Raw genomic sequence first — 20668 nt, forward strand, 5'->3', positions numbered from 1 at the left:
TGTTAATCCAGAGAACTTCGGCTTCCTGCTGGCTTCTAAGAAGTGAGAAATGTCCCTAATTGTTACCAAGCCTAGAGTCTGGTACTTGAAGAAGAGAGATTTTCTGCTTTGACTGTTTTTGATGTTGATACAAATTGAGGGAAACCAGGAGATTACAGCAACTTTTCTCCAAAAAACTTCTACCTCTGTCGCTACTTTTGATCATGCTACCTCTCACTTCTTGTCGAGTAGAGCAAGAAGAAACAGGTAGTCTACCTGATGTTGAAGTAGATGTTGAGCCAGGAAATTTACCCGAATATGACATTCAAGGGCCTGACGTAAATGTTGGAGTGGCAGAACGGACTGTCACCGTGCCTAGAGTTGTCGTTGTACAAGAAGAACAAACTATAGAGGTGCCATACGTCGATGTTGAAGTACCTGGTGTTGAGCGGGTAGAACGCACGATTACGACTGAGGTTGAAGTACCTTCCGATGGCTACGACCTGAGTATTCAAGGCGTTTATGCAGTTAATAACGAACTGTGGGTCGTTTCTCGCCTGGAGGAAGTAGATCCCAATGTACCCCAAGCAGACGTGCGAGTCTCAGATCGGATTGTCTTGAACGCTCCCGATACTCCTGTACGTCAGTATATTATTGGCGATCGCCCAGAAGGTAGCTTCAATGAGCAATATACATTCATCGACAGTCGTGACCAGATTGTCTCTCAATTAGAGTCAGGCAGAGAACTGTATCGCCAAGATGTCAGCTAAGGTGTGATAAGTATTCGTTACGAAGATTGTAGCGCTACGCGCTCTGATTGAGACGTTTTTGTGTGAAACCACCCGCTTCGCGGGTGGTTTCACACAAAAACACGTGAAGTATGTGCGTAGCGCCATAAAGGTTGGGGATGAGGAGTTGCTTCTTTATCCCCTACTGATTGAAAGATTGATGACCTATTTGGTTCAATTCTAATTTCACATTGCGTTAAGGCGGTCTAGTTTGGACTTAGTGTTAGTATTTTCCAACCGTTTCGCAATCAGTGCGGAATAGATTTCATTGTACAAATGATAATTTTACTTACCTGCAAAATGTGAAAGTAGCATGAAATTTTGCTGCTCTTATGTTAGAAATCTTGTTTCCTCCATTGGCTAGACGAGAAACTCACTTCAGATTCCTAAAGTAAGAGTAATAGCCAGATGGTAAAAACTTTAACCCCAAAAGCCATCATTTCAATGGCTTGTTTCTTTTACTTCTTTACAGCCTAACTACTAACTACTAATGAAAAACTGCGTGAAGAAAATGAAAAAAACTAATATCTGGCAACGTCTTTTAGCAGCCACAACTCTACCTTCTCTGTTGACAATTACTTTTGGCTTTCCGATCGCTGCTGTCCAAGCAACTTCCCTTCAAAGTTCTGTCTCTCCAGTAGAAAATGGACTCTCCTGGGACGAGAGCAATGTGCAGCTAGCGCAAGCATCTGGTGTTTGTCGTCAAGTGAGTGCAAGAGGAGGGCTTTACGTCCGTGAAGAGCCAACAATTGATAGCAGAGCGCTTGGAGTCGTGCTTTACGAACGGAATGTCACGGTTTTAGATCCCCAACCAGAAAGCTGGGTGCAGGTCTCTGCACCAGTTGAAGGCTATATGTTCTCAGGTTATCTAATTCCTTGCAACCCTGTTGATCCTGAACCTTCTAATTGTCGTCAAGTCAAAGCTAGAAATGGATTAGTTGTGAGGGAGGAACCGTCCATCAACTCTGAGCAAGTGGGTGTTGTTCAAAGAGGTCGCAACGTGACTATTGTAAATCTGGGTACTGATGGCTGGGTTCCTATTCAAGTACCGCTAGAGGGTTATGTGCCAGCAAATGACTTAACCTATTGCCCGTGACGTTGAAATGCCAGCGTTGAAGCTCGTTTATATCCTGGGAATAAATGGTAGAAAGCAAAATCTATGAGTCTAACGCAACAGATCATGCTGGTTTCCTCTAGCGATATTTCTTCATCAGGGAGAGCACCCGTTCGAGAAGCATTAACGACCCCGCTAGAGATTTTGCTGTTTGTTTGGTTTACGGCTCCTTTGGGCTTTTTGTTTATTGCCTGGATCGTATTCTCTATTAAGCAATTGTTTTTCCAGCGTTCTGCTTCGCCATCCCCCGCTTTCCCTCTAGTTCAATCAGAGAGTCCTTGTTCAAACTGTCGATTTTTTAGCCAGAGTGCCTATTTGAAATGTGCGGTTCACCCCTCTATCGCTTTAACGAAACAGGCACTTGATTGCTCCAATTTCTGGGCATTGGATGATGACAAGTTTACTCAATAACCAGTATTGTTAATGGCATCTAGGTAAGCTTGTAGCCAAAACGAGGGTTAAATTTGTGCGTCTAGGGCACTGGGTAGGTTTTCTTGCTCTGGTTCTCTCTCTGTATATCCTTTGGAGAATTCGACAAGTTCTTTTACTGGCGTTTACAGCGGTAGTGCTAGCAACAGTTTTAAACCAATTGGTGAAACGCTTGGAGCGAGGGGGGCTTCACCGGGGCTTTGGCATTGTACTGTCGGTAACTACTGTACTCATTCTCTTTGCAATTTTAGTTGCACTCATTATCCCACCTTTTTTTGATCAGCTTCCTCAGTTAATTAGTGCAATTCCTCAAGGGCTGGATCAATTACGGGTCTGGTTTGAGGGGTTAAGTGAGCGAATTCCAGGGCAGGCAGAAGATAACGTTGGCATTCTGACTCGTCTCACCCAGCAACTTCCTGATTTCCTTAGTCAGTTGTTTGGCAACTTCTATGGCTTGTTTACGAACTCGATTGAAATTATTCTGAGCCTGTTGCTGGTTCTGGTTGTCACCATCATGCTGCTGGCAAGCCCAAGATCTTATCGTCGAGCGTTTTTGCTAGTCTTTCCCAGATTTTATCGTCGTCGAGTAGATAACATCCTTTCAGAGTGTGAACTGGCTCTGACGGGCTGGCTAATCGGGATTTTATTTAACATGACTGTAATTGCTGTCCTGAGCGGTTTGGGGCTATGGTTTTTGGGTGTACCGTTGCCTTTAGCTAACGCTTCTCTGGCAGGTTTGCTCACTTTTATTCCAAATCTTGGGCCGACTTTAAGCGTCATTCCTCCTGCGGCCTTGGCCCTGCTCGATGCACCGTGGAAAGCACTAGCTGTTGTGGGGCTATATGTTCTGATTCAGCAAGTTGAGAGTAATGTCTTGACTCCACTTGTGATGCGGCATCAGGTTTCTTTGTTGCCAGCCGTTACGCTGTTATCGCAGTTGGCTTTTTCTATCTTTTTTGGATTTATGGGGCTGTTGCTGGCGCTGCCTCTGCTGGTTGTAGCCCAAGTATGCTTGAAGGAAGTATTGGTTGAGGATGTGATGAACGACTGGGAAAAAGGTATAGAAAATTAGAGTTAGAGACTTTCAGGTGCTTGTAAAACAGTGACATTGATCAATGGAGTAACGTTAAAGCCCTGACTGAGCAGATGAGTCTGGATGTCGTGTGTGAGTTGAGTCTGGATCGTTTCTGGAGACTGGCTGGTGTTTTGCTGTTGTACATAAACAGTTGCCAGTAGCGTGTTTTGTCCCTGAATATCAGGACGGGTAAAGCGCACGTCTGCTTCAATCAGCATTGCCAATCCACTTTCATCTACGACCGTTTTAATGTCTGCGGTTGCGCGTTGAGTAATGCTAGAGCGCTGTAAATCTGGAAGGCTAGAGAATTGCCAGGTGAGTAAGCTGGCGATCGCCACCCCAGTTACCGTTAAAATTGCTGGGAATGCCCATGCCTTTCCTCGTTTATAGCGTGCGCCCTGAGCAGATATGCCATACAGGCGAAATACGATCGCTGCTGAGAGATTGATTCCCACCAGTTGCAGCAGCAGTACAAACACCCCGTTGATCGTCAGATCCATCGCCCCATCACACCTGCCATACCTACCAGCCCAGCCGGGGGAGCTAAAGAAGCGGCGATCAACATTCCTGTTGCTGCACCCGAAACCAGGCTACTGCGTTCAGATTGCACCAGGTTGAGCGCACCTGCCGCACCTGCCACTACGGGCAAAAGCACAGCAACGGCAGAAATTGTGCTGGTGGCAGCCATTTGCTCGGTGATGACTTGCTGCCGCAGCCCAAAGCTGAGAAATGCAGCAACGGCGATTGCTACTGCCAATGCAGCGAAATAGCGTACCAAACTACGACCCAGTAAATGGCGATCGCCCCGTGCCGTTGCCAGGGCCACATTCATCGCTGGCCCAGCAAAGGGAGCAATCAGCATAGCTGCCACTAAAAGATAGGACGTGTTGGTAAACAGCCCAATCCAAACGACAACGCCTGCTGCCGCAGCATATCCCAAAAAGCCCTTCCAGGAACCCACGCTTTGCAGTCCAGAGAGAAACACTTCAATCGGGCTACGGGCTGCTACATCGGTGACTTGCTGTGCCGCTTCATCTGCTGGTGGCTGGAGGGTCAACACGCCCCGAGGATTGAGGGTGATTTGTAAGTTTGGTATCCCTTCCAGGGCTTCTAGTAACCCTTCAACTTTGCCGTTGGAGACATGAATCGTTACCAGATCTGTAGGTTGTTTGCTGCCCGTTGCTTCAACTAAGGATAATGTCAGTTCGGCTTAAGCAAAAGCAGGCAAAGCAGCATCAATGAGCAGGGAGGGCTTCTTGGGTTGGTGGCAGTAGGCGATCAACCCACAGACTAAGTTGACCAGGCAGTTGACGGGGGAGCGATGGCGGGAATGCTCAATCTGAGAAATGTTCTTAAGCTGGTCAATTACAGATTCAATGACCGCTCGTCGGCGCAGCAGCAGCTTATCACTCAACACCATCAGGCGGTTCTTCATGTTCCGTTTGAGCTTGGTGATCAGTTGGATGCCGGAATGCTGCCATAGTTGGAGGGCTAGTTTTTGGGAGACATAGCCCCGGTCGCCAAACACTTTGCCGAAGAGCCGTTGGAGAAGGTGGGGGACAGGCTTACGGTCATCCACATTACCGGGAGTCAACTGGACGTTGAGTAACTCTCCTTGCTCATTGATAACCAAATGCAGCTTGAAACCAAAGAACCAGTCTACGGAGGTTTTGCCTCGTGCGGCTAATGGGTTGAATACTTTGTGAGAGGCAATCCGACGATTATGGCAGACCTTAATACTGGTCGCATCGATGAAGCTCAGACCCGTACACTTGCCAAAGCAATGCCGCAAGTAGGCACATAAAGGAATGAGGGCTGATGGCATCCATTCCACAAAGCGGTTGTAGCTGACCAATCCGGGAAAGGCTTTACGCCAATAGCGACAGACTAACTGATTATAAAACCACTTGAAATTGCGGTATGCCGACTGATGGAAGGCAATCAGAATCGTCATAATTTCACTAAGGCTCAGACGACGCGACCGCTGCCTCCTCTGTAAGCCGTCACCTAATAGTTGCTGCTGCCATTGAGGTTCAAACCACTGGCAGAAGTCATCGACATGACAGAACAGGGATTCTAGACTAAGCATGGGGCGGTTAGATAAGTTGAGAACTAGGTACTTTCAACTCTATCTATTTCGCCCCTCCTTATCCCGAACTCACGTTAAGGATAGGTTTGCCCCATCATGAGCTTTAGCCGTAGCCAAAACATCTTTTCCATATCCGCGTGGCACTTGTATCAGTAGTTGGCGCATGGTACGGTTCCTCCTGTGCGATCGCCTGACGTATCATCACTCACTCCAACTCATATCCATATTTTTGAGGAATGATAGTTTGTTGCTTAATGCAAAGTTCTTTGATCAATCAGAGTGTGATCATCGAGTCCATCGCCTCGGCTTGTAGTTTGGCTAGAGGCTACACTGTCCCAAGTCCAGCCATCTTCTTGCACAAGCGCTAGCAAAAGCTGTCGGCGTTTCGTTAAATGTTTGATAGATTCCCAAAACTCGCGATCGCTCACTGTTGGAATGCCCAAACCACGCAGCAAGTGAAGGGGAGGTGGAGGTGGATTTTCAGATGCAGGTTCAATGTAAGCAGATGTCAATGTTCTTAGAAAAGCTGCATTTACCCGTCTTATGGGTCTCAGTGCGGCTGGATCAGGTTGGGCTGATGGCTTGACTCCATATTCTAGTAACGTCAATGCTTCATCAAACGCCACAAAACTCAAGACTGAAGCTTTAGACCGTTCAACACTATGAAAGTAGTGAAGAATTGGATAAGTGAGATGTTGTTCTCCTTGCAAGGCGATTTGAGTAGCTAATGAGATCAAATGCTGGTCAAACTGTCCAAAGCCTTTACCATTCCAGGCTCTTGCAATGATTTCATCTGGCGTTCCACCTAGAGAGGAGATATAAACGGCTAGCTGGCGCTTTTGAGTGGCTGCCGAGACAACCGGAATGAGATATGAAATCGTCAACGATATCATCACAAAACCATTAGCTGAGGCTGCTGCGGTTGCTAGTTGCCAAAAGACCCCGTTGGGCTGGTAATCTCCCATACCCAGCGTAGAGAGTGTGTAACCGACAAAATAAATTCTCTCCCAAACGCTGGCTGGCTGTTTGCTTGAAGCATTTACCACAGTCAAATCTGACGCATTAAAGATCAGCACCCATCCCACTAAAATCAGGCTAAACCAAAGGAGGGCTGTCGTGACTAGAATGACCCAACCTGTGAACAATAACAGTCGATGATTTGAGCGCTGATGATGAATTTTCAATGCAAGTCGCCATAGCCCAGCAGATACCCGACTGGTTAAAGGACCGCCCCCTCCAACAGTCAACGTTGTGATTAAGATATCGAGCATGACAAATAGGATAATCAGAATTCCTAGAATCAGTAGTGCGGTTGACATAAATAGAGTTGCAAATGGACACTAGAAACGATATAAAAAGCTATTGCAGCGGCAAGCGTAAGGTAAACACACTGCCTTTTCCTAATTCGCTTTTGACTTGAATGCTGCCGCGATGGATGCGGGCGATCGCTTGAGCAATCGGCAACCCTAACCCTGAACCTCCGGTGCGGCGCGATCGCTCCTGTTCTACTCGGTAAAAGCGATCGAAAATCCGAGTCTGATCTTCAAGCGCAATTCCCACCCCTGTATCTTGCACTTGGATTAGCGCATATGGGTCAACTCGATCCAGAATAACGGTGACTTTTCTGCCTTCTGGCGTTGCCTGGATTGCATTACTGATCAGGTTAGAAACTAAGCGATAAAGTTGCCCTTCATTTCCCAAAACGTAGACGGGTTGCTGAACCTGTATTTTCAACGAGAGTTGAACACCTGCTTCAACGGCCAAAAATGCCAACTCTTCAACCAGGTCACTCACCAGGTTATTTAAGCAACACAGTTGGTGCTGTCCTGCTAGTTCGCGTCTATCAATTCGGGCCAACAGCAATAGGTCTTTAATTAACTGGGAGATCCGTGCAGTTTGTCGCTGAAGAACGGTAATGGTTTCTCGATCTGCCTCAGTAGAGCCTTCAGATTTCTGGTAGAGTCGGAGATCAGCTTCAATCGTTGCCTCCATTGCGGCAAGAGGGGTACGAAGCTCATGAGCAACATCAGCCGTGAACTGCTGCATATACTGATAAGACCGATAGACAGGCTGCATTGCTAGCTCTGACAACCACCAACTGGTCACTCCAACCAGCACTACAGCAATCGGGCAACCGAGCAACAGCATCCAGCGTAAATCTTCTAGATTTTCATCTAAGTCTTGAAGCGATCGCCCCACCTGCACATATCCCCAAACTTCATCCTGCAAATGCAGTGGCAAGGAAACCTGACGGTAGCGATTTTTTTGAGCATCTGTAACCGTTCGCCATTGCTGATCTCCTGGAGTAATTGCTAATTCTTTTAGTTGGATGCCACCAACCATAATTGGGTTTCCATCGGGGTCAAGCAACCGAATATAGTAATCAGCAGGGGATGCCAGATTAGTTAAAGGCGGTTGGGCTTCTGCTATGGCGGGTAAGCACTCTGCCTTAGGCAGACAAACTTCGAGATAGTTCGCAAGTTGGCTCAACCGCTCGGGTTGCTCAAGAATTGGCTCAATTTGCTGCGCCAAGATTCCTGTCACCGATTCGAGTCCGCGATCAATCGTTTTGCCATAGGCTTCTGCAATCACGCCGTAGGTGCCAAACCCAAACAGCGCTAAAGTGCAGCCCATCACCCCAGCATACCAACCTGCTAACCGCAGACGAGTTTGATGGAATAGGCGATCTTGCTGCATATCGGGTTGACAAAGAACAATGGTAAAAAACTTCTACCGACCAAAGTATGCAATCCAACCCACTTTTTTACCTCTCTCTGAAGGGGTGCGGCTGAAGCTCTCATCAAAGGAGCAGACGTGCGATCATTGGGTTTTATCAATTGCAACAGCTTTAGTGACATAGATGATCTAAAAGATTGTGCGATCGCACTAAAGGTGCAAGGGGATGAGGAAATGGGGTGGGCCATTTCCCTCTAACCGTTTGGCAGCAAATGGCAGCAAGAATTTGTGTCTATTTCATGCTGATTTCATAATTTTGTGTCACTCATTAAGTTGTAAGGAGTGAGCAGTAGAGTTTGCAGTAGGGTTTAAGGTTTCTCTTGTTCAGCAGGTTGAGCGAAGCCGAAACCCGAACTGTGCAGGTCGCTTTAATGAAGCGTTCCTAACTATATACCGAGTTCAATAGAAGTTTATGTCTCCTCCAGTTCATTCACATCCTGTTAATAAAACACCTACGCCTGCTAATGAACCAATTCATCGAAAACGAAGAAGTGGGTTAGGTGCCTCTCTGGTTCTGTTGCTGTTGCTCCTTGTTGCCTTGGGAACCGTTCTAGAGTATTTTGGCGTGATCAATTTGATTGCTGGCTTTGGTCGCAGGGGTAGACCTTATATCCATTTAGGAACGTGGCAAGCCGCCGAGTTAACGGCAGATGTCCCTGAAGACTTTTGGGCAAGTGACTCCATCGAAGCATTGGCAGAGCAGGGCATTATTCGAGGGTTTCCCAATGGCGAGTTTCGCCCCAGTCAGCCTGTGACTCGCGCTGAGTTTGCGACGATGTTGGATACTGCCTTTAACTCGTCACCAACCCCAGAGTTTGCTCGTTCGGTGTGGGCGTTTTTAAGCCCTGATGAAGAACAATTGACGGGTGGCTTTAGCGATGTGTCTTCTGATTATTGGGCGGCTTCGGCGATCGCCGATACAACACAGGCTGGATTTTTCAGTGGATTTCCTAACGGTGAGTTTCGCCCAGAGCAGCCTATTTCAAAAGCCGCTTCACTGGTGGCGATCGCCAACGCTCTGGACTTAGATCCGGCTACTGCCATGCGTGATTCACTCTGGTATTACCAGGATGCCGCTGAGATTCCTGAATATGCCAAAGAAGACGTTGCTGCTGCGATCGAAGCTGGCGTTTATTTAGGAGATTTTTCTGTCGGGTCTATCCAACTCCAGCCCAACCAGCCATTGACGCGGGCAGAAGCAGCAGTTCTAATTCATCGGGCTTTGGAACAGGGGCTTGGAAATTCCTTTTAAGTCAAGATCCTGTTTTACTCCATCTCTTCTACATCCAGTTCAACAATCTTCTCCATCTAATCTTTTGCTATTAGCATCAAGTTTTCTAGGTCGAGCATTTCAGATAAAAATGAAATCAGCATGAAACTTTCTCAACCTTTAAGACAGAGATGTTTAATCTGTCGCAGGCGTGAAGGGAAAAATGCCTTAGCTCCGTACATTAAGGTAGCCGGGAGAACTTTAGCTAATCAGATATTTGAGCTGGAGATTAAGAGAGCAGTTTAGAGAGAAGCTATGAATTTAGAGATATCTACAGCTTGGTCTAAAGTGCAGGAAATGATTAATGGTGCGATCGCTCTGCTACCCAACATTGTTTTAGCACTCGTTGTCTTCCTTCTCTTTGTATTTGTAGGAAGATGGATTAAAAGGCTAGTCAAACGATTAACTCGCAATCGCCGTCAGGCTCGCAACCTGGGCATGGTGCTGGGACGCTTAGCTCAAGGCTTGACAATCCTGTTGGGTTTATTTGTAGCGTTATCCATTGTCATTCCTACCTTTAGAGCAGGTGACTTAGTGCAACTGCTGGGGATTAGTGGAGTTGCGATCGGTTTTGCCTTCCGAGATATTTTGCAAAACTTCCTGGCAGGGATCTTGATTCTCTTGACCGAGCCTTTTCAACTGGATGACCAAATTGTGTTTAAAGAGTTTGAAGGAACGGTTGAAAATATTGAAACTCGCGCCACGACCATTAGAACCTATGATGGTCGTCGCATTGTCATTCCTAATGCTGAGCTATTCACCAACTCAGTCACAGTCAACACCGCTTTTGATAATCGCCGTTTGGAATATGATATCGGTATTGGCTATGGAGACGATATCGATCAAGCCAAGCAATTAATTTTGGAATCGATCGCCAGCGTAGATGGCGTTTTGAACAGTCCTGCGCCTGATGCTCTCGTTATGGAGTTAGCAGGGAGTTCTGTGAACATTCGTGCCCGTTGGTGGATTAAACCACCCCGCCGCGCCGATGCTCTTGATATGCAAGATCAAGTGCTAACAGCCATTAAAAATAAACTGACTGCGAATGGCATCGATCTGCCTTTCCCAACTCAACAAGTCCTTTTCCACGACCAAACTGAAGAAACTGATGGCGATCGCTCTCACCAGCGTGAAGGTTGGCCCGCAGGCAAACGTAAGTCACCCAAACCTCGGAGTATCAGTGGTTCTCTACGGCAGTTGGCTGAAATGCGATCCCAGCGAAACGGCAGCAACCATAGTCAAACAACAGATGACCTGTAACGAGTGTCACGGTTAACTGCGGCTTTAATAACGAGCAGTTCACCCTCACGTTGTAGCTGACTCATCTGAAAACGGCTGTAAGTTAGAGTTAAAGCGATAGCCTACACCATAAATCGTCTCGATTAGACTATTATTGCTGTCTTCTAACTTGCGTCTGAGTAAACGAACCTGAGCGGCAACTACGTTACTGATCGGTTCCTCATCCACTTCCCAAAGTTGGTTCATAATCTGATCGCGGTTGACGATCTGGTTGGGATGCTTCATAAAATATTCCAGCAGTTGAAATTCTTTGATAGTGAGTGGAATAACTTCTTTTTCGTTATCAGTGGCAGCTTGGCGAGTGACCGAATGAGTACCATAGTTAAGTGTGAGATTTCCAACCTGGAGTTTGGGCGGTTGAAGTTGCGGCGATCGCCGTCGTAGTGCCCGCAGTCGAGCGAGCAGTTCCGGCATTTTGAAGGGTTTGACCAAATAATCGTCTGCACCTGCATCCAGTCCAATGATCTTCTCCTCCATCCGATCTTTTGCGGTCAACATCAAGATTGGAAGCGAACTGTGATTTGCTCTCAGACGCTTGCACAATTCCAACCCTGACATTCCTGGCAGCATCCAATCAATAATTGCCAGGGTGTATTCTATCCACTGAGTTTCCAGGTAACTCCAGGCTTGATTTCCGTCCAGAATCCAGTCCACTACATAGGTTTCCTGATTAAGCACCTTTTTAATGGCTGCGCCCAAATCTGGTTCATCTTCGATCAGTAAAAGTCGCATTTCTCTAAATATTCCATTTATTTGTTAATTGCCTTCTTTATTTATAAATACTTATGGATGGATATTTTATCTATATTACGTTACTAGTTTTCTATATGAGCATTTCATATAAAAATGAAATCTGCATGAAACTTTGGTCACTCAAGAGTTTGAAATCTTTCTTCCTCCATTAGCTAGAAGTGGCGATCGCTTGCAACTTATACACTCTGACTGAGTGCCGCGACGAAAAAACGACGGAAGGAAAGCCCCAAACAGATATTTCTAAGGCGACAAGAAAATGAGTAGCCAAAATGACTATAGTTCATCTCCGACCGCCGAGCATCAAGAGGATAATACTCAACGGATACCTAAACCCCCCCAAGGGTGGCAGCGTTTTCTGTGGCTAGGCCCTAGCTTTATCTGGATGCTATCGGCGGCGGGATCTGGAGAACTATTATTTACCCCTCGAATAGCTGCTTTTTACGGCTATTCTCTCCTATGGGCACTCCTGGCTGCTGTAATTCTAAAGTGGTTTATCAATGGTGAGATTGGACGTTTTACCGTCTGTAGTGGAACGACCATCCTGGAAGGTTTTAGGCGACTGCCCGGCCCTAAAAACTGGGCAATCTGGTTAATTTTAGTTCCACAAGTTGTCGTTGCAATTTCTACCGTTGCTGGACTCACGGGAACTGCCTCTACTGCATTGATTTTGGTGACAGGAGGAACGATTCAACTCTGGACTGTGATTATTATCCTTGTAACCGCTGCGATTGTTTTTCTAGGGCAATATGAAGGGGTAGAGAAAATCTCATCTTATATCGGAATTGCTCGAACCATTGCCGTGGTTGCTGCGGCGGCGGTTGTTTTTCCCAACTTTGGAAAACTAACCTCTGGATTGGTGCCCCAAATTCCATCGGATGTCCGGTATGACGAGATTCTACCCTGGTTAGGGTTTATGCTGGCAGGTGCCGCAGGACTGATGTGGTATTCCTACTGGGTTGGGGCGAGAGGCTATGGAGCCGCAGCCCTTAAGCAAGAAGAACCCATTGATTTTTCTCAAGTGGGGCGTGAAGAACGGCAGCGCTTGCAGGGATGGACAATGCAAATGTTGCTATCAAATACCCTGGCTGTGATAGGGGCACTGCTAGCAGCTTTAGCGTTCTTGATTTTGGGAAGTGAGTTATTGCGTCCTCAAGGTCTTGTTCCTCAAGAAGATCAGGTTGCCGAAACCCTGGGAAGCTTGCTGGGTGATTTGTGGGGGCCGTTTGGCTTCTGGTTTATGATTGCGATCGTGTTCATTACGTTTTGCAGCACGACGCTTTCAGTGCAAGATGGATTTGGTCGTATGTTTGCTGATGGAACACAGATCATTTTGCAAGGATTTGGAGTGCGTGGTCGTTGGGTAAATGAGAAGTTTCTGCGGAAGTTTTACATCGTGCTGCTTTTGGCATTGCTGCCGATCGCCATCTACCTATTCTTCGGGCAACCTGTGGGCTTACTGCAAATGGCAGGGGCGATCGAAGCGGCTCACATTCCCATTGTCACTGGGCTAACCCTATATCTGAATCACCGCATGTTGCCTAAAGAATTGCAACCCTCGACATTTACCTTTAGCGCAACCGTAATTGCTGGGCTGTTTTTTGCAGTGTTTGCGATTATCTATCTTTACCAACTCATTGCTCAACCCAGTGGCGGCTAAATTTACACAGCCTGAGTCTGTAGATTGAGTTGGAATACACAAAAATTGAGACATCACACAATAGATTAGTGAGCTTATATGGCTATAGCAACTAAACCAGCTTCTAATTGCATCGCGGTCGTGTTTGACTTTGATGATACGCTCGTACCGGATACAGTTGATAGCTTATTGGAAAGCTGCGGCATCGACTCTGACACATTCCGACAAGAGCGAATACAACCGCTAGTTGAACAGGGATGGGACAAAATTCTAGCCAGGTTTTATGCTCTGATTGAGGAGTCTCAGCAGGACAGCCAGCACAAAATCACCAAAGATTCTCTAGCGAAATTTGGGCAACAGTTGTCTCCGTTTGAAGGTGTGACTGAGATGTTCGATCGCCTGCGTCAGCGTGCCCATGAACTGAATCCAGATGTTGAGTTAGAGTTTTATCTGATTACCTGCGGCATGGTGGAAATTGCTCGCCACAACTGTATTGCTCCATACTTCAAGGCAATGTGGGGCTGCGAGTTTCACTATGGTGAAGATGGCGGTGTAGATTTTTTAAAGAAAATAGTCACTCATACGGAAAAGACGCGCTATCTCTTTCAGATTTCTAAGGGCATCGAGCATCACAAAGATGATGGTCAAATGTTTGTCTATCGAGATATAGCGCCCGAAGAATTGCATGTACCGCTCAATCAAGTCATTTATGTGGGTGATGGGGCTTCTGATATTCCCTGTTTTTCTGTTTTAAATCAGGAGGAGGGCATAGCGCTTGGAGTTTATAAAGATCAGACTCCTGAAGAATGGAGCGAAGTCGCTAACATCAGCCAAAGTCAGCGAGTCGCGAATTTGGCTCCTGCCGATTATCGAGAAGACTCTGAACTGTTGCAGTCATTGATGTTAGCGGTCGAAAGGATGTGTAAGCAAATCGCCCTACACCAGTTGAGTGTTGGCGAGTAAAGAACGGCATCAAACCCTAAAAGGAACTGATTAAAGCGATGACACAACCAAATTGCATTTGAGCCTGCCCCTAATCTATACCTCTATTCTGCAACGCCCGTTTCCCAGCATGGCTGAACACAAGCTGTAAGCGCTCGTTAAAAGTTTTGATCTGGACAGAACCCTCAGATGCTTTTTGGGGTGAATCATCGGAGTACATTGAGTAACTCCCTCTCCAGGAAACATCTGCACTAGAATTTTACCCCAATAACTACCCCAATCTATTCCAAAAAGACCCCAAAACCAGAACGGATGTATGGTAGTCCTTGAAAGTGAAAAGCCCCAAATCGCTTGGATTCAGGGCTTTTTTATCTATCTGGATGCCAGGACGGGATTGAATCCCCGGACACGAGGATTTTGAGTCCTCTGCTCTACCAACTGAGCTATCCCGGCTAGCTGTTTTTCAGCGCCTAACTAGGGTAACAAACTTACCAATGCTTAGCAAGAGTTTGGAGTCTAAAAATTTGATGCGGGCGATCGCTTCATCTAACTGCCATTGGAATTCCACGTTTTTGGCAGGATTACTGGATTGGCGGGAGAAAGACTATCGAGCCATTCTGTGCTTTAAATTGGGATAGCTTGTTAGAGTCGTCAGGCAAGTTTGCTTAACCAGGTCAATAGCGTCATCAGATGGGGAAACCCTAAGCCAAGAAAATGTCTGAGCCAACGGAGCAGCTATCGACAGAGATTCCAGAAGTTTTGCCCGGTGTCCGGCTCAACCAGGAGCAGTGGCAGGCGCTACAAGACCTGGAAGATTTTGTGTGCAGTAAGCGAAAGCTGTATTTACTGACGGGTTATGCTGGCACGGGAAAGACAACATTACTCCAGGCGTTGATCAAGCGCATTCGAGAAGGCGATCTAAAAAAGAAATCGCGTGAGCCTTACACTATTGTCTTTACTGCCTTTAGCAACAAGGCAACGAAGGTTTTGGAGCGCATGTCTGACCAGTGGGGGTTGGGCGTGGACTGTATGACCTGCTGCAAGCTGCTGGGGTTAAAGCCAGATATCGACCAGAACACCGGGAAACAGGTTTTTCGACCGGACTACAACGGTGAAAACAATTTTGATAAATACCGTTTGGTGATTGTAGATGAAGCCTCCATGATCAGTGAGGACATGTGGCTGCTGTTGATGGAAGCGGTGACAAATTTGTATAAGCGAACGCAAATTTTATTTGTGGGTGATGTAGCTCAGTTGCCACCTATTAATGAACATGAATCGCTGGTGTTTAGCAAAATCTATGAGCGTTCAGAATTGACCGAGGTGGTCCGCTATGGCGGGGCGATCGCCGTTCTAGCAGAAACCATTCGCAATGACTTAACTCGTGGACAGCTTCCCCGGTTTGAGACAGATACTAATGGCGATCGCACTGAAGGTGTATTTGTGGTGAAGGCGCGAGAGTGGGAAAAACTGTTGATTCGAGCCTTTCAAAGTGAGTCTTACCGCAAAGATCCGGACTATGTACGGGCGGTGGCATACACTAACGCCAGGGTGAATCAGTTAAACGCGAAGATTCGGGCAGCAATCTATGGTGCAGATGCGGCACGGTTTGTGCCAGGAGAACGGTTGGTTGCGAATGCGCCTTACCTGTTTTACGACAGCCTGATTTTGCAAAACTCTGGTGAATGTGAGGTGCAGGAAGTCAGAACGGGAAAGGATGGGCCGTGGCACGTCTGGTATCTAGAAGTCATAACAGATGAAGGCAAAGAGAGAAATCTGACCGTGTTACATGAGTTGAGTCAGCTTGAGTTTGTGCAAAAGCTGGATGCCTACGCTAAAGAAAAGCGCTGGCGTGAGTTTTGGGATTTGAAAGGACTGTTTGCTGACTTAAGTTATGCTTACTGCCTGACGATTCACAAGTCCCAAGGCTCCACATTTCAGAATGTGTTTGTAGATGTGCCCAATGCTTTGAGGAACCGCAATATTCGAGAACGCAATCAGTTACTTTATGTTGCTGTAACACGGGCTGCTCAGCGGCTATTTATTTATTGAGTGATTTACCCGTTTACGCCGATTTATCTGGCTAAAGGTGAGTAATCCGATTAGAGCGATCGCTCCCACAATTGCTGTAACCCAAATAGCGGGAGTGTTGAGTTGACGAATGGCGATCGCTACGTATGCCCAAACAAACACCAACGTGAAAGCAACATCCGTGCGTTGAACTGCCACAATACCAGCAATGATTGCACTCACGATCAGCATGATCACCGTCCATCCAATATCGCTGATTCCCCATCCTGTCCAACCGTTGCTGTAGAGCGCAGAGGCAACATTTACCACCGTTGCTACCGAAATCCAGCCCAGATAAACACTAAAAGGGACAAATGCCTGCCACTTGTGGCTTCTGGAGGCTTTGATATGACCAATTCCCAACTGGAGATAGGCCGCAATGAGTGACAGCAAAATGCCCAACATGGCAACCACGGATAGCCAAAACAGTTGCGTTGTAAACAGATACACCCAAATGATTTGAGCGACGCAGGCAATGATCAAAAAACCACTGGCACGACGAATCCGTGGCTCATTTCGGTGACTTGGACGGAGTTGATAAACGCCATAAGTGATTAACCCCACATAAATGAGTCCCCAAATCGCAAAAGCATAACTTGCTGGCGTGATTTGCACGCCTTGCAGGACAGTATTGGCAATTTCACCAATATTTAGCCCTTCAGGTGGAAAGAAGTTGGATAATGCATTAACGGTGAGTGTGGCAAGAATGGCAATGAGTGTGGCGATCGCCAACCCCATTCCAGAATGGTTTGATGCAGATGCTTTCATACGCCCTCAACTAAGTCCTACTTCTAATCCTGCCTTGTTCAGTGAGAAATCACACCTATCCAAGTGGCGATCGAGTGTGTTTTGGGGCTGGAAAAACCCCGGCAAACAGAGTTTACTTCCTCAACCCCTGGAAGCTTGCAAAGAAGCATTCTGCAAGTTTATTCCTTAATTAGATTCAGAATGTTATAGTACAGATGAACTCACTGCTGGCCTGGTTGATTTAGCAAATCATTCATTCTTAGAAACGGGCTTCGAGGAGCGTAATTTGCTTCATTTCTGAAAGCAACTTTGTGAGGAAATGGGTCATGCCACAGATTTAAGTGGTTGGAAAGATGGCAAATCTGCTGCTAATTGAAAGTCCTGGCAAGTTGAAGAAACTAGGTCAGATATTGGGCCCTGGCTGGATTGTGAAAGCCAGTATGGGGCACATTCGAGAGTTGGCAAATGATGGGGAAGATGCCCTGGGGTTTGATTTAGAGGGAACCCAAATTCACTGTCGCTATGAGCCAAGGGATGCCCGTGCAAAGAAAGTACTGGCTGAACTGCGGCAGGCGGTGAAACAAGCGAATACGGTTTACATTGCAACTGACCCCGATCGCGAGGGAGAAACGATTGGCTGGCACCTCCAACAAGAGTTGCGGCTAAAGAATCCCAGACGGGTGGTGTACAGCGAAATTACGCCAGCAGCGGTACAGCAAGCGATCGCCCATCCCCGCACTTTAGACCAAGCTTTGATTGCCGCAGGTCGGGCCCGTGACTGTTTGGATAAGCTGGTAGGCTACAAAGGTAGCAGGCATGTGGTCTGGCAGCTTAACAACGGCGCAAAATCGATGGGGCGAGTCCAGAGTGCAACGCTGCATCTGCTTTGTCTACGAGAACGAGAAATCCAAACCTTCAAGCCTGAAGATTATTGGAGCGTTTGGGTGAGCTATCGGGAAGGGTTCAAGGCTTTCTACCGCAGTAAACTTCCCATTCGCCGTGGGACTGGACAAGCCTCAAATCAATCTTCAGGAGAGTCCTCAGATGATGCCTCTACGAGTGAGGACAGCAAACCTAAACAGGAATCGGAGCGAGTTACAACTCAAGCAGAAGCAGATCGACTGGTGGCGATCGCCCGCTCTACGCCTCATCAGGTTGTGAAGGTGGAAGGAAAGGTTGTGTATCAGTCGCCGCCTGCACCGTTTATCACTTCTACTTTGCAGCAGGCAGCAGGCACTAAGCTGCGGTTTAGCCCTGAAAAAACCATGAAAGTGGCGCAGTCACTTTATGAAGCGGGTTACATCACTTACATGCGAACGGATTCAGTGGTACTTGCTGCTCCCTTCTGTCAGGCAGTGCGACAGTACTTGGAGCAGCATGACCCGACTAATGTACCTCAACGCACCGCAAAACATCGTGCCGTTAAGGGCGCACAGGAAGCCCACGAAGCCATTCGCCCCACGGATGTAAACCGCGTTCCACCCCTTGCAGCATCGGCAGATGAGGCGAAGCTGTATGAGCTAATTTGGAATCGGGCGATCGCCTCTCAGTGTTGTCCGGCACGTCTACAAAAAACTCGTGTAATTACACAATCGGGTACTGCCTTTTGGGAAGCTAGAGGGCAGGTTCTGGAGTTTGCAGGCTACACCCGCTATTGGAATAATCTCAGCGCTGATGCCCAACTGCCACCGCTGCAAATCGGGCAATCCCTACAGCTTCAAAAAGCTCAGGCAGATCAAAAGCAAACTCAGCCTCCACCCCGCTACACTGAACCCAAACTGGTGCAGTTGATGGAGCGACAGGGAATTGGGCGACCCAGCACCTATGCACCGACCATCAAAACCTTGCGAGAGCGAGACTATGTGCAGCTTTTGCAGGGCAAACTTCAACCAACGCCGCTGGGTTTAGATCTGGATGCTGCTTTAGAAAAACTGTTGCCTGACCTGATTCAACCTGCTTTCACTGCCCAAATGGAGACGGCTCTGGATGCGATCGCCTCTGGACAGCAGGAATGGCAAACCTATCTCACCAGTTGGCATCGAGATTATTTTGCGCCAGCGATTGTGAAAGCTCGACAAGCGATCGGGTCAAGTGACTTTAAAGCCACTCATCTTCAGAAAACTCACCTTAGTGAGACCCAGTTAACTGCCTCTCCTAAAAAGTTTGCTTCTCACACTAAGAAAGTTTCAGCCGAAACACCCCACGCTAAAACAACTCAGCAGTCTAAAGTGGCTTGTCCGACCTGTGGGGAGTTAATGCACAAAATACCTTCTCGCTCCAAAAAGCTAAAAGCGAATCACTTTCTTAAATGTGCCAAACCCGGTTGCGCCACGGTCATGTTTTGGAACTCAAATGCTAAGAAATATGAGTTGCCCTACAGCCAACGAACCCCCGATCCAGAAGCTTTTACAGACTATCCTTGTCCGGTTTGTGGAGCGTTGTTAGAGCGCTATGCTTACACCAAAGAAGGGCAGGAAAAAGTGATGTTGCGCTGTTCTTTAATTGAGAATCGCAAAGGAAAGTGTAAAGAGGTTGCCTTTTTTCAGGGAAGGGATGGTTTCTGGTCGCCTAAGTTTGGTGTGTTGAACACCTGAGTAAAGTTGCTATACAGCAGTGGCACATTGCACCACTGCTGTGTATCGTGCTTAGGACACTCCAAATTAGGAAGATTGCTTTTTTGAAGCAATTGCAATTGGAGTAATTCTAAAACAGTGAGTGTTATGCAACTTTTCCGTTCGAGGAAATCTTCTCCTTAAACAATTTACCTGCGCTGAATGCAGGAACGCGGGTTGCTGGAATTTTGATCGTTTCTCCGCTCTTAGGGTTACGGCCTTCACGCTCTTTGCGATCGCGAGGTTCAAAGGTGCCAAAGCCAACCAGCGTCACTTTTTCACCCTTAGCCACAGCGTCCTGAATTGTGTCAAACAAAGCCGTCAAAATCTGATCGGCTTCTTTTTTGGTTACACCCGCTTTTTCTGCAACCGAGTCAATCAAGTCACCTTTATTCATGAAATACAGTCCTCACAAGCATTTCAACTGTTTGAAGTGAATTGTAGTGCAAATGTACAGAAATGACTCACTTTTCGCAGAAATTTTTATATAGAGCGGGTTTCAGAAGTCATTGCAATGAATAATCGTTCCGTTAAAGGCTTGAACTGTAGGAGGAGTAACCAGTAACCCACGGGGCAGGACTGTCGAATTTTCTGAAAAGGCTGTAAACTTTTATTAAGGTTTATAGAATAGCAAGTATGACAACCAATCTTGGGTTTGGAAAAACGCAGTCTCAGCCTCAAGCTAAAGCCTCTAAGCGATCGCAAGAACGCGCTAAGGCGGCTCAAGAGCTTGACCGGATGAGGTCTGACGGAATTCCAGAATTTGAGGTTTATATTCGCATTCAAGGCAAGAAAGGCTGGTACTCCGTGGGGGCAATCGCGGTAAACAGCTCCAGCCAAATCAATGAGGCAATCTTCGGCAGTCAAGCCGACCTGCTTCAAGGCGCTTTCCGCCTTTATCCTGTGTTGCGGAAACATCAGCAGCATTTGGAATATGGCTACCGCTTGAAAGAGTTCAAAGATGAACCAATTCAGCTAGCAGTGCCACCCCAACCTGGCGTAACCAGTGGAATTACAAATGCTCTAAATCAGGTGAAAGACCGCTTCTCATTTTTACTGAAGGGCAAGTAGCCAAAGGAACTGAACCCATTCTAGTGATGCATTTTGAAGGGGCGTTTTAAGGAACGTC

At 47.0% G+C, this 20668-nt stretch carries 20 protein-coding genes and 1 tRNA gene; 11 read left to right on the forward strand and 10 right to left on the reverse strand.

The window, feature by feature from the left end; all coding sequences use genetic code 11:
• Window positions 1–203: 203 nt before the first annotated feature.
• From V5G28_RS29195 to V5G28_RS29205, 3 genes are all read left to right on the forward strand, one after another.
• On the forward strand, window positions 204–749 hold the full coding sequence (locus V5G28_RS29195) for a hypothetical protein (RefSeq protein WP_336231441.1): 546 nt from the start codon (window positions 204–206) through the stop codon (window positions 747–749).
• Window positions 750–1278: 529 nt separating this feature from the next.
• Window positions 1279–1863 carry an SH3 domain-containing protein gene (locus V5G28_RS29200; protein ID WP_336231442.1) on the forward strand — a complete coding sequence of 195 codons (585 nt, stop codon included), beginning with the start codon at window positions 1279–1281 and terminating at the stop codon, window positions 1861–1863.
• Between the two features lie 484 nt (window positions 1864–2347).
• Window positions 2348–3382 carry an AI-2E family transporter gene (locus V5G28_RS29205; protein ID WP_336231443.1) on the forward strand — a complete coding sequence of 345 codons (1035 nt, stop codon included), beginning with the start codon at window positions 2348–2350 and terminating at the stop codon, window positions 3380–3382.
• A gap of 2 nt (window positions 3383–3384) precedes the next feature.
• Here the strand turns inward: V5G28_RS29205 and V5G28_RS29210 are convergent, their stop codons facing one another.
• The 5 genes from V5G28_RS29210 to rppB form a co-directional block, all read right to left on the reverse strand.
• The gene (locus tag V5G28_RS29210) at window positions 3385–3885 is read right to left on the reverse strand and encodes a hypothetical protein (RefSeq protein WP_336231444.1); all 501 of its coding nucleotides are present in this window, start codon (window positions 3883–3885) and stop codon (window positions 3385–3387) included.
• Window positions 3876–4442 (reverse strand): DUF389 domain-containing protein, encoded by a 567-nt coding sequence (locus V5G28_RS29215; protein ID WP_336231445.1) that lies wholly within the window; start codon window positions 4440–4442, stop codon window positions 3876–3878. The genes V5G28_RS29210 and V5G28_RS29215 overlap by 10 nt, the downstream gene beginning before the upstream one ends.
• Window positions 4443–4595: 153 nt before the next feature.
• Window positions 4596–5474 carry an IS982 family transposase gene (locus tag V5G28_RS29220; RefSeq protein ID WP_336231446.1) on the reverse strand — a complete coding sequence of 293 codons (879 nt, stop codon included), beginning with the start codon at window positions 5472–5474 and terminating at the stop codon, window positions 4596–4598.
• 251 nt (window positions 5475–5725) lie between these two features.
• On the reverse strand, window positions 5726–6793 hold the full coding sequence (locus tag V5G28_RS29225) for an ion channel (RefSeq protein ID WP_336231447.1): 1068 nt from the start codon (window positions 6791–6793) through the stop codon (window positions 5726–5728).
• Window positions 6794–6833: 40 nt separating this feature from the next.
• Window positions 6834–8171, reverse strand: coding sequence for a two-component system sensor histidine kinase RppB (gene rppB, locus V5G28_RS29230; protein ID WP_336231448.1), 1338 nt, complete (start codon window positions 8169–8171; stop codon window positions 6834–6836).
• A gap of 451 nt (window positions 8172–8622) precedes the next feature.
• Between rppB and V5G28_RS29235 the strand changes: the two genes are divergently transcribed.
• Window positions 8623–9462, forward strand: a complete 840-nt coding sequence (locus tag V5G28_RS29235) for an S-layer homology domain-containing protein (protein WP_336231449.1) — start codon at window positions 8623–8625, stop codon at window positions 9460–9462.
• 273 nt (window positions 9463–9735) lie between these two features.
• The gene (locus V5G28_RS29240) at window positions 9736–10740 is read left to right on the forward strand and encodes a mechanosensitive ion channel family protein (RefSeq protein ID WP_336231450.1); all 1005 of its coding nucleotides are present in this window, start codon (window positions 9736–9738) and stop codon (window positions 10738–10740) included.
• Window positions 10741–10785: 45 nt separating this feature from the next.
• Here V5G28_RS29240 and rppA read toward each other — a convergent pair whose 3' ends face one another.
• Entirely contained in the window at window positions 10786–11511 is a 726-nt protein-coding gene (gene rppA / locus V5G28_RS29245) for a two-component system response regulator RppA (RefSeq protein WP_336231451.1), read from the reverse strand.
• Window positions 11512–11788: 277 nt separating this feature from the next.
• Between rppA and V5G28_RS29250 the strand changes: the two genes are divergently transcribed.
• Both V5G28_RS29250 and V5G28_RS29255 read left to right on the forward strand, forming a co-directional pair.
• Complete coding sequence (locus V5G28_RS29250; protein ID WP_336231452.1) at window positions 11789–13189, forward strand: Nramp family divalent metal transporter; 1401 nt, start codon at window positions 11789–11791, stop codon at window positions 13187–13189.
• A gap of 78 nt (window positions 13190–13267) precedes the next feature.
• A complete protein-coding gene (locus V5G28_RS29255; RefSeq protein WP_336231453.1) occupies window positions 13268–14131 on the forward strand; it encodes an HAD family hydrolase in 864 nt (287 codons plus the stop codon).
• 70 nt (window positions 14132–14201) lie between these two features.
• Here the strand turns inward: V5G28_RS29255 and V5G28_RS29260 are convergent, their stop codons facing one another.
• Together V5G28_RS29260 and V5G28_RS29265 are read right to left on the reverse strand one after the other, a co-directional pair.
• The gene (locus V5G28_RS29260; protein ID WP_336231454.1) at window positions 14202–14330 is read right to left on the reverse strand and encodes a hypothetical protein; all 129 of its coding nucleotides are present in this window, start codon (window positions 14328–14330) and stop codon (window positions 14202–14204) included.
• A gap of 161 nt (window positions 14331–14491) precedes the next feature.
• Window positions 14492–14563: transfer RNA gene (locus tag V5G28_RS29265), tRNA-Leu, on the reverse strand.
• Between the two features lie 41 nt (window positions 14564–14604).
• On the opposite strand from V5G28_RS29265, the gene V5G28_RS29270 reads away from it, so the two are divergent.
• Together V5G28_RS29270 and V5G28_RS29275 are read left to right on the forward strand one after the other, a co-directional pair.
• Entirely contained in the window at window positions 14605–14748 is a 144-nt protein-coding gene (locus V5G28_RS29270; protein WP_336231455.1) for a hypothetical protein, read from the forward strand.
• A 76-nt stretch (window positions 14749–14824) separates the two neighbouring features.
• A complete protein-coding gene (locus tag V5G28_RS29275) occupies window positions 14825–16162 on the forward strand; it encodes an ATP-dependent DNA helicase (protein ID WP_336231456.1) in 1338 nt (445 codons plus the stop codon).
• On the opposite strand, the gene V5G28_RS29280 is transcribed toward V5G28_RS29275, so the two are convergent.
• Window positions 16148–16948, reverse strand: coding sequence for a tryptophan-rich sensory protein (locus V5G28_RS29280; RefSeq protein ID WP_336231457.1), 801 nt, complete (start codon window positions 16946–16948; stop codon window positions 16148–16150). The genes V5G28_RS29275 and V5G28_RS29280 overlap by 15 nt on opposite strands.
• A 332-nt stretch (window positions 16949–17280) precedes the next feature.
• On the opposite strand from V5G28_RS29280, the gene topA reads away from it, so the two are divergent.
• The gene (gene topA, locus V5G28_RS29285) at window positions 17281–19521 is read left to right on the forward strand and encodes a type I DNA topoisomerase (protein WP_336231458.1); all 2241 of its coding nucleotides are present in this window, start codon (window positions 17281–17283) and stop codon (window positions 19519–19521) included.
• Window positions 19522–19645: 124 nt separating this feature from the next.
• Here the strand turns inward: topA and V5G28_RS29290 are convergent, their stop codons facing one another.
• Window positions 19646–19936, reverse strand: coding sequence for an HU family DNA-binding protein (locus tag V5G28_RS29290; RefSeq protein WP_336231459.1), 291 nt, complete (start codon window positions 19934–19936; stop codon window positions 19646–19648).
• A gap of 239 nt (window positions 19937–20175) precedes the next feature.
• On the opposite strand from V5G28_RS29290, the gene V5G28_RS29295 reads away from it, so the two are divergent.
• Window positions 20176–20610: an HHL1-like protein gene (locus tag V5G28_RS29295; protein WP_336231460.1), complete on the forward strand. Its 435-nt coding sequence runs from the start codon at window positions 20176–20178 to the stop codon at window positions 20608–20610.
• Window positions 20611–20668: the final 58 nt, after the last annotated feature.

The organism is Scytonema sp. PRP1, from assembly GCF_036697665.2.
GTDB lineage: Bacteria > Cyanobacteriota > Cyanobacteriia > Cyanobacteriales > Nostocaceae > Kalymmatonema > Kalymmatonema gypsitolerans.

Excerpts from the sequence above, each read along its gene's own strand:
- V5G28_RS29195 (WP_336231441.1), top strand. The coding sequence starts at position 204 with ATGCTACCTCTCACTTCTTGTCGAGTAGAGCAAGAAGAAACAGGTAGT.
- V5G28_RS29200 (WP_336231442.1), top strand. The coding sequence starts at position 1,279 with ATGAAAAAAACTAATATCTGGCAACGTCTTTTAGCAGCCACAACTCTA.
- V5G28_RS29210 (WP_336231444.1), bottom strand. The coding sequence starts at position 3,885 with ATGGATCTGACGATCAACGGGGTGTTTGTACTGCTGCTGCAACTGGTG.
- V5G28_RS29220 (WP_336231446.1), bottom strand. The coding sequence starts at position 5,474 with ATGCTTAGTCTAGAATCCCTGTTCTGTCATGTCGATGACTTCTGCCAG.
- V5G28_RS29225 (WP_336231447.1), bottom strand. The coding sequence starts at position 6,793 with ATGTCAACCGCACTACTGATTCTAGGAATTCTGATTATCCTATTTGTC.
- rppB (WP_336231448.1), bottom strand. The coding sequence starts at position 8,171 with ATGCAGCAAGATCGCCTATTCCATCAAACTCGTCTGCGGTTAGCAGGT.
- V5G28_RS29235 (WP_336231449.1), top strand. The coding sequence starts at position 8,623 with ATGTCTCCTCCAGTTCATTCACATCCTGTTAATAAAACACCTACGCCT.
- V5G28_RS29240 (WP_336231450.1), top strand. The coding sequence starts at position 9,736 with ATGAATTTAGAGATATCTACAGCTTGGTCTAAAGTGCAGGAAATGATT.
- rppA (WP_336231451.1), bottom strand. The coding sequence starts at position 11,511 with ATGCGACTTTTACTGATCGAAGATGAACCAGATTTGGGCGCAGCCATT.
- V5G28_RS29250 (WP_336231452.1), top strand. The coding sequence starts at position 11,789 with ATGAGTAGCCAAAATGACTATAGTTCATCTCCGACCGCCGAGCATCAA.
- V5G28_RS29255 (WP_336231453.1), top strand. The coding sequence starts at position 13,268 with ATGGCTATAGCAACTAAACCAGCTTCTAATTGCATCGCGGTCGTGTTT.
- V5G28_RS29260 (WP_336231454.1), bottom strand. The coding sequence starts at position 14,330 with ATGTACTCCGATGATTCACCCCAAAAAGCATCTGAGGGTTCTGTCCAG.
- V5G28_RS29270 (WP_336231455.1), top strand. The coding sequence starts at position 14,605 with ATGCTTAGCAAGAGTTTGGAGTCTAAAAATTTGATGCGGGCGATCGCT.
- V5G28_RS29275 (WP_336231456.1), top strand. The coding sequence starts at position 14,825 with ATGTCTGAGCCAACGGAGCAGCTATCGACAGAGATTCCAGAAGTTTTG.
- V5G28_RS29280 (WP_336231457.1), bottom strand. The coding sequence starts at position 16,948 with ATGAAAGCATCTGCATCAAACCATTCTGGAATGGGGTTGGCGATCGCC.
- topA (WP_336231458.1), top strand. The coding sequence starts at position 17,281 with ATGGCAAATCTGCTGCTAATTGAAAGTCCTGGCAAGTTGAAGAAACTA.
- V5G28_RS29290 (WP_336231459.1), bottom strand. The coding sequence starts at position 19,936 with ATGAATAAAGGTGACTTGATTGACTCGGTTGCAGAAAAAGCGGGTGTA.
- V5G28_RS29295 (WP_336231460.1), top strand. The coding sequence starts at position 20,176 with ATGACAACCAATCTTGGGTTTGGAAAAACGCAGTCTCAGCCTCAAGCT.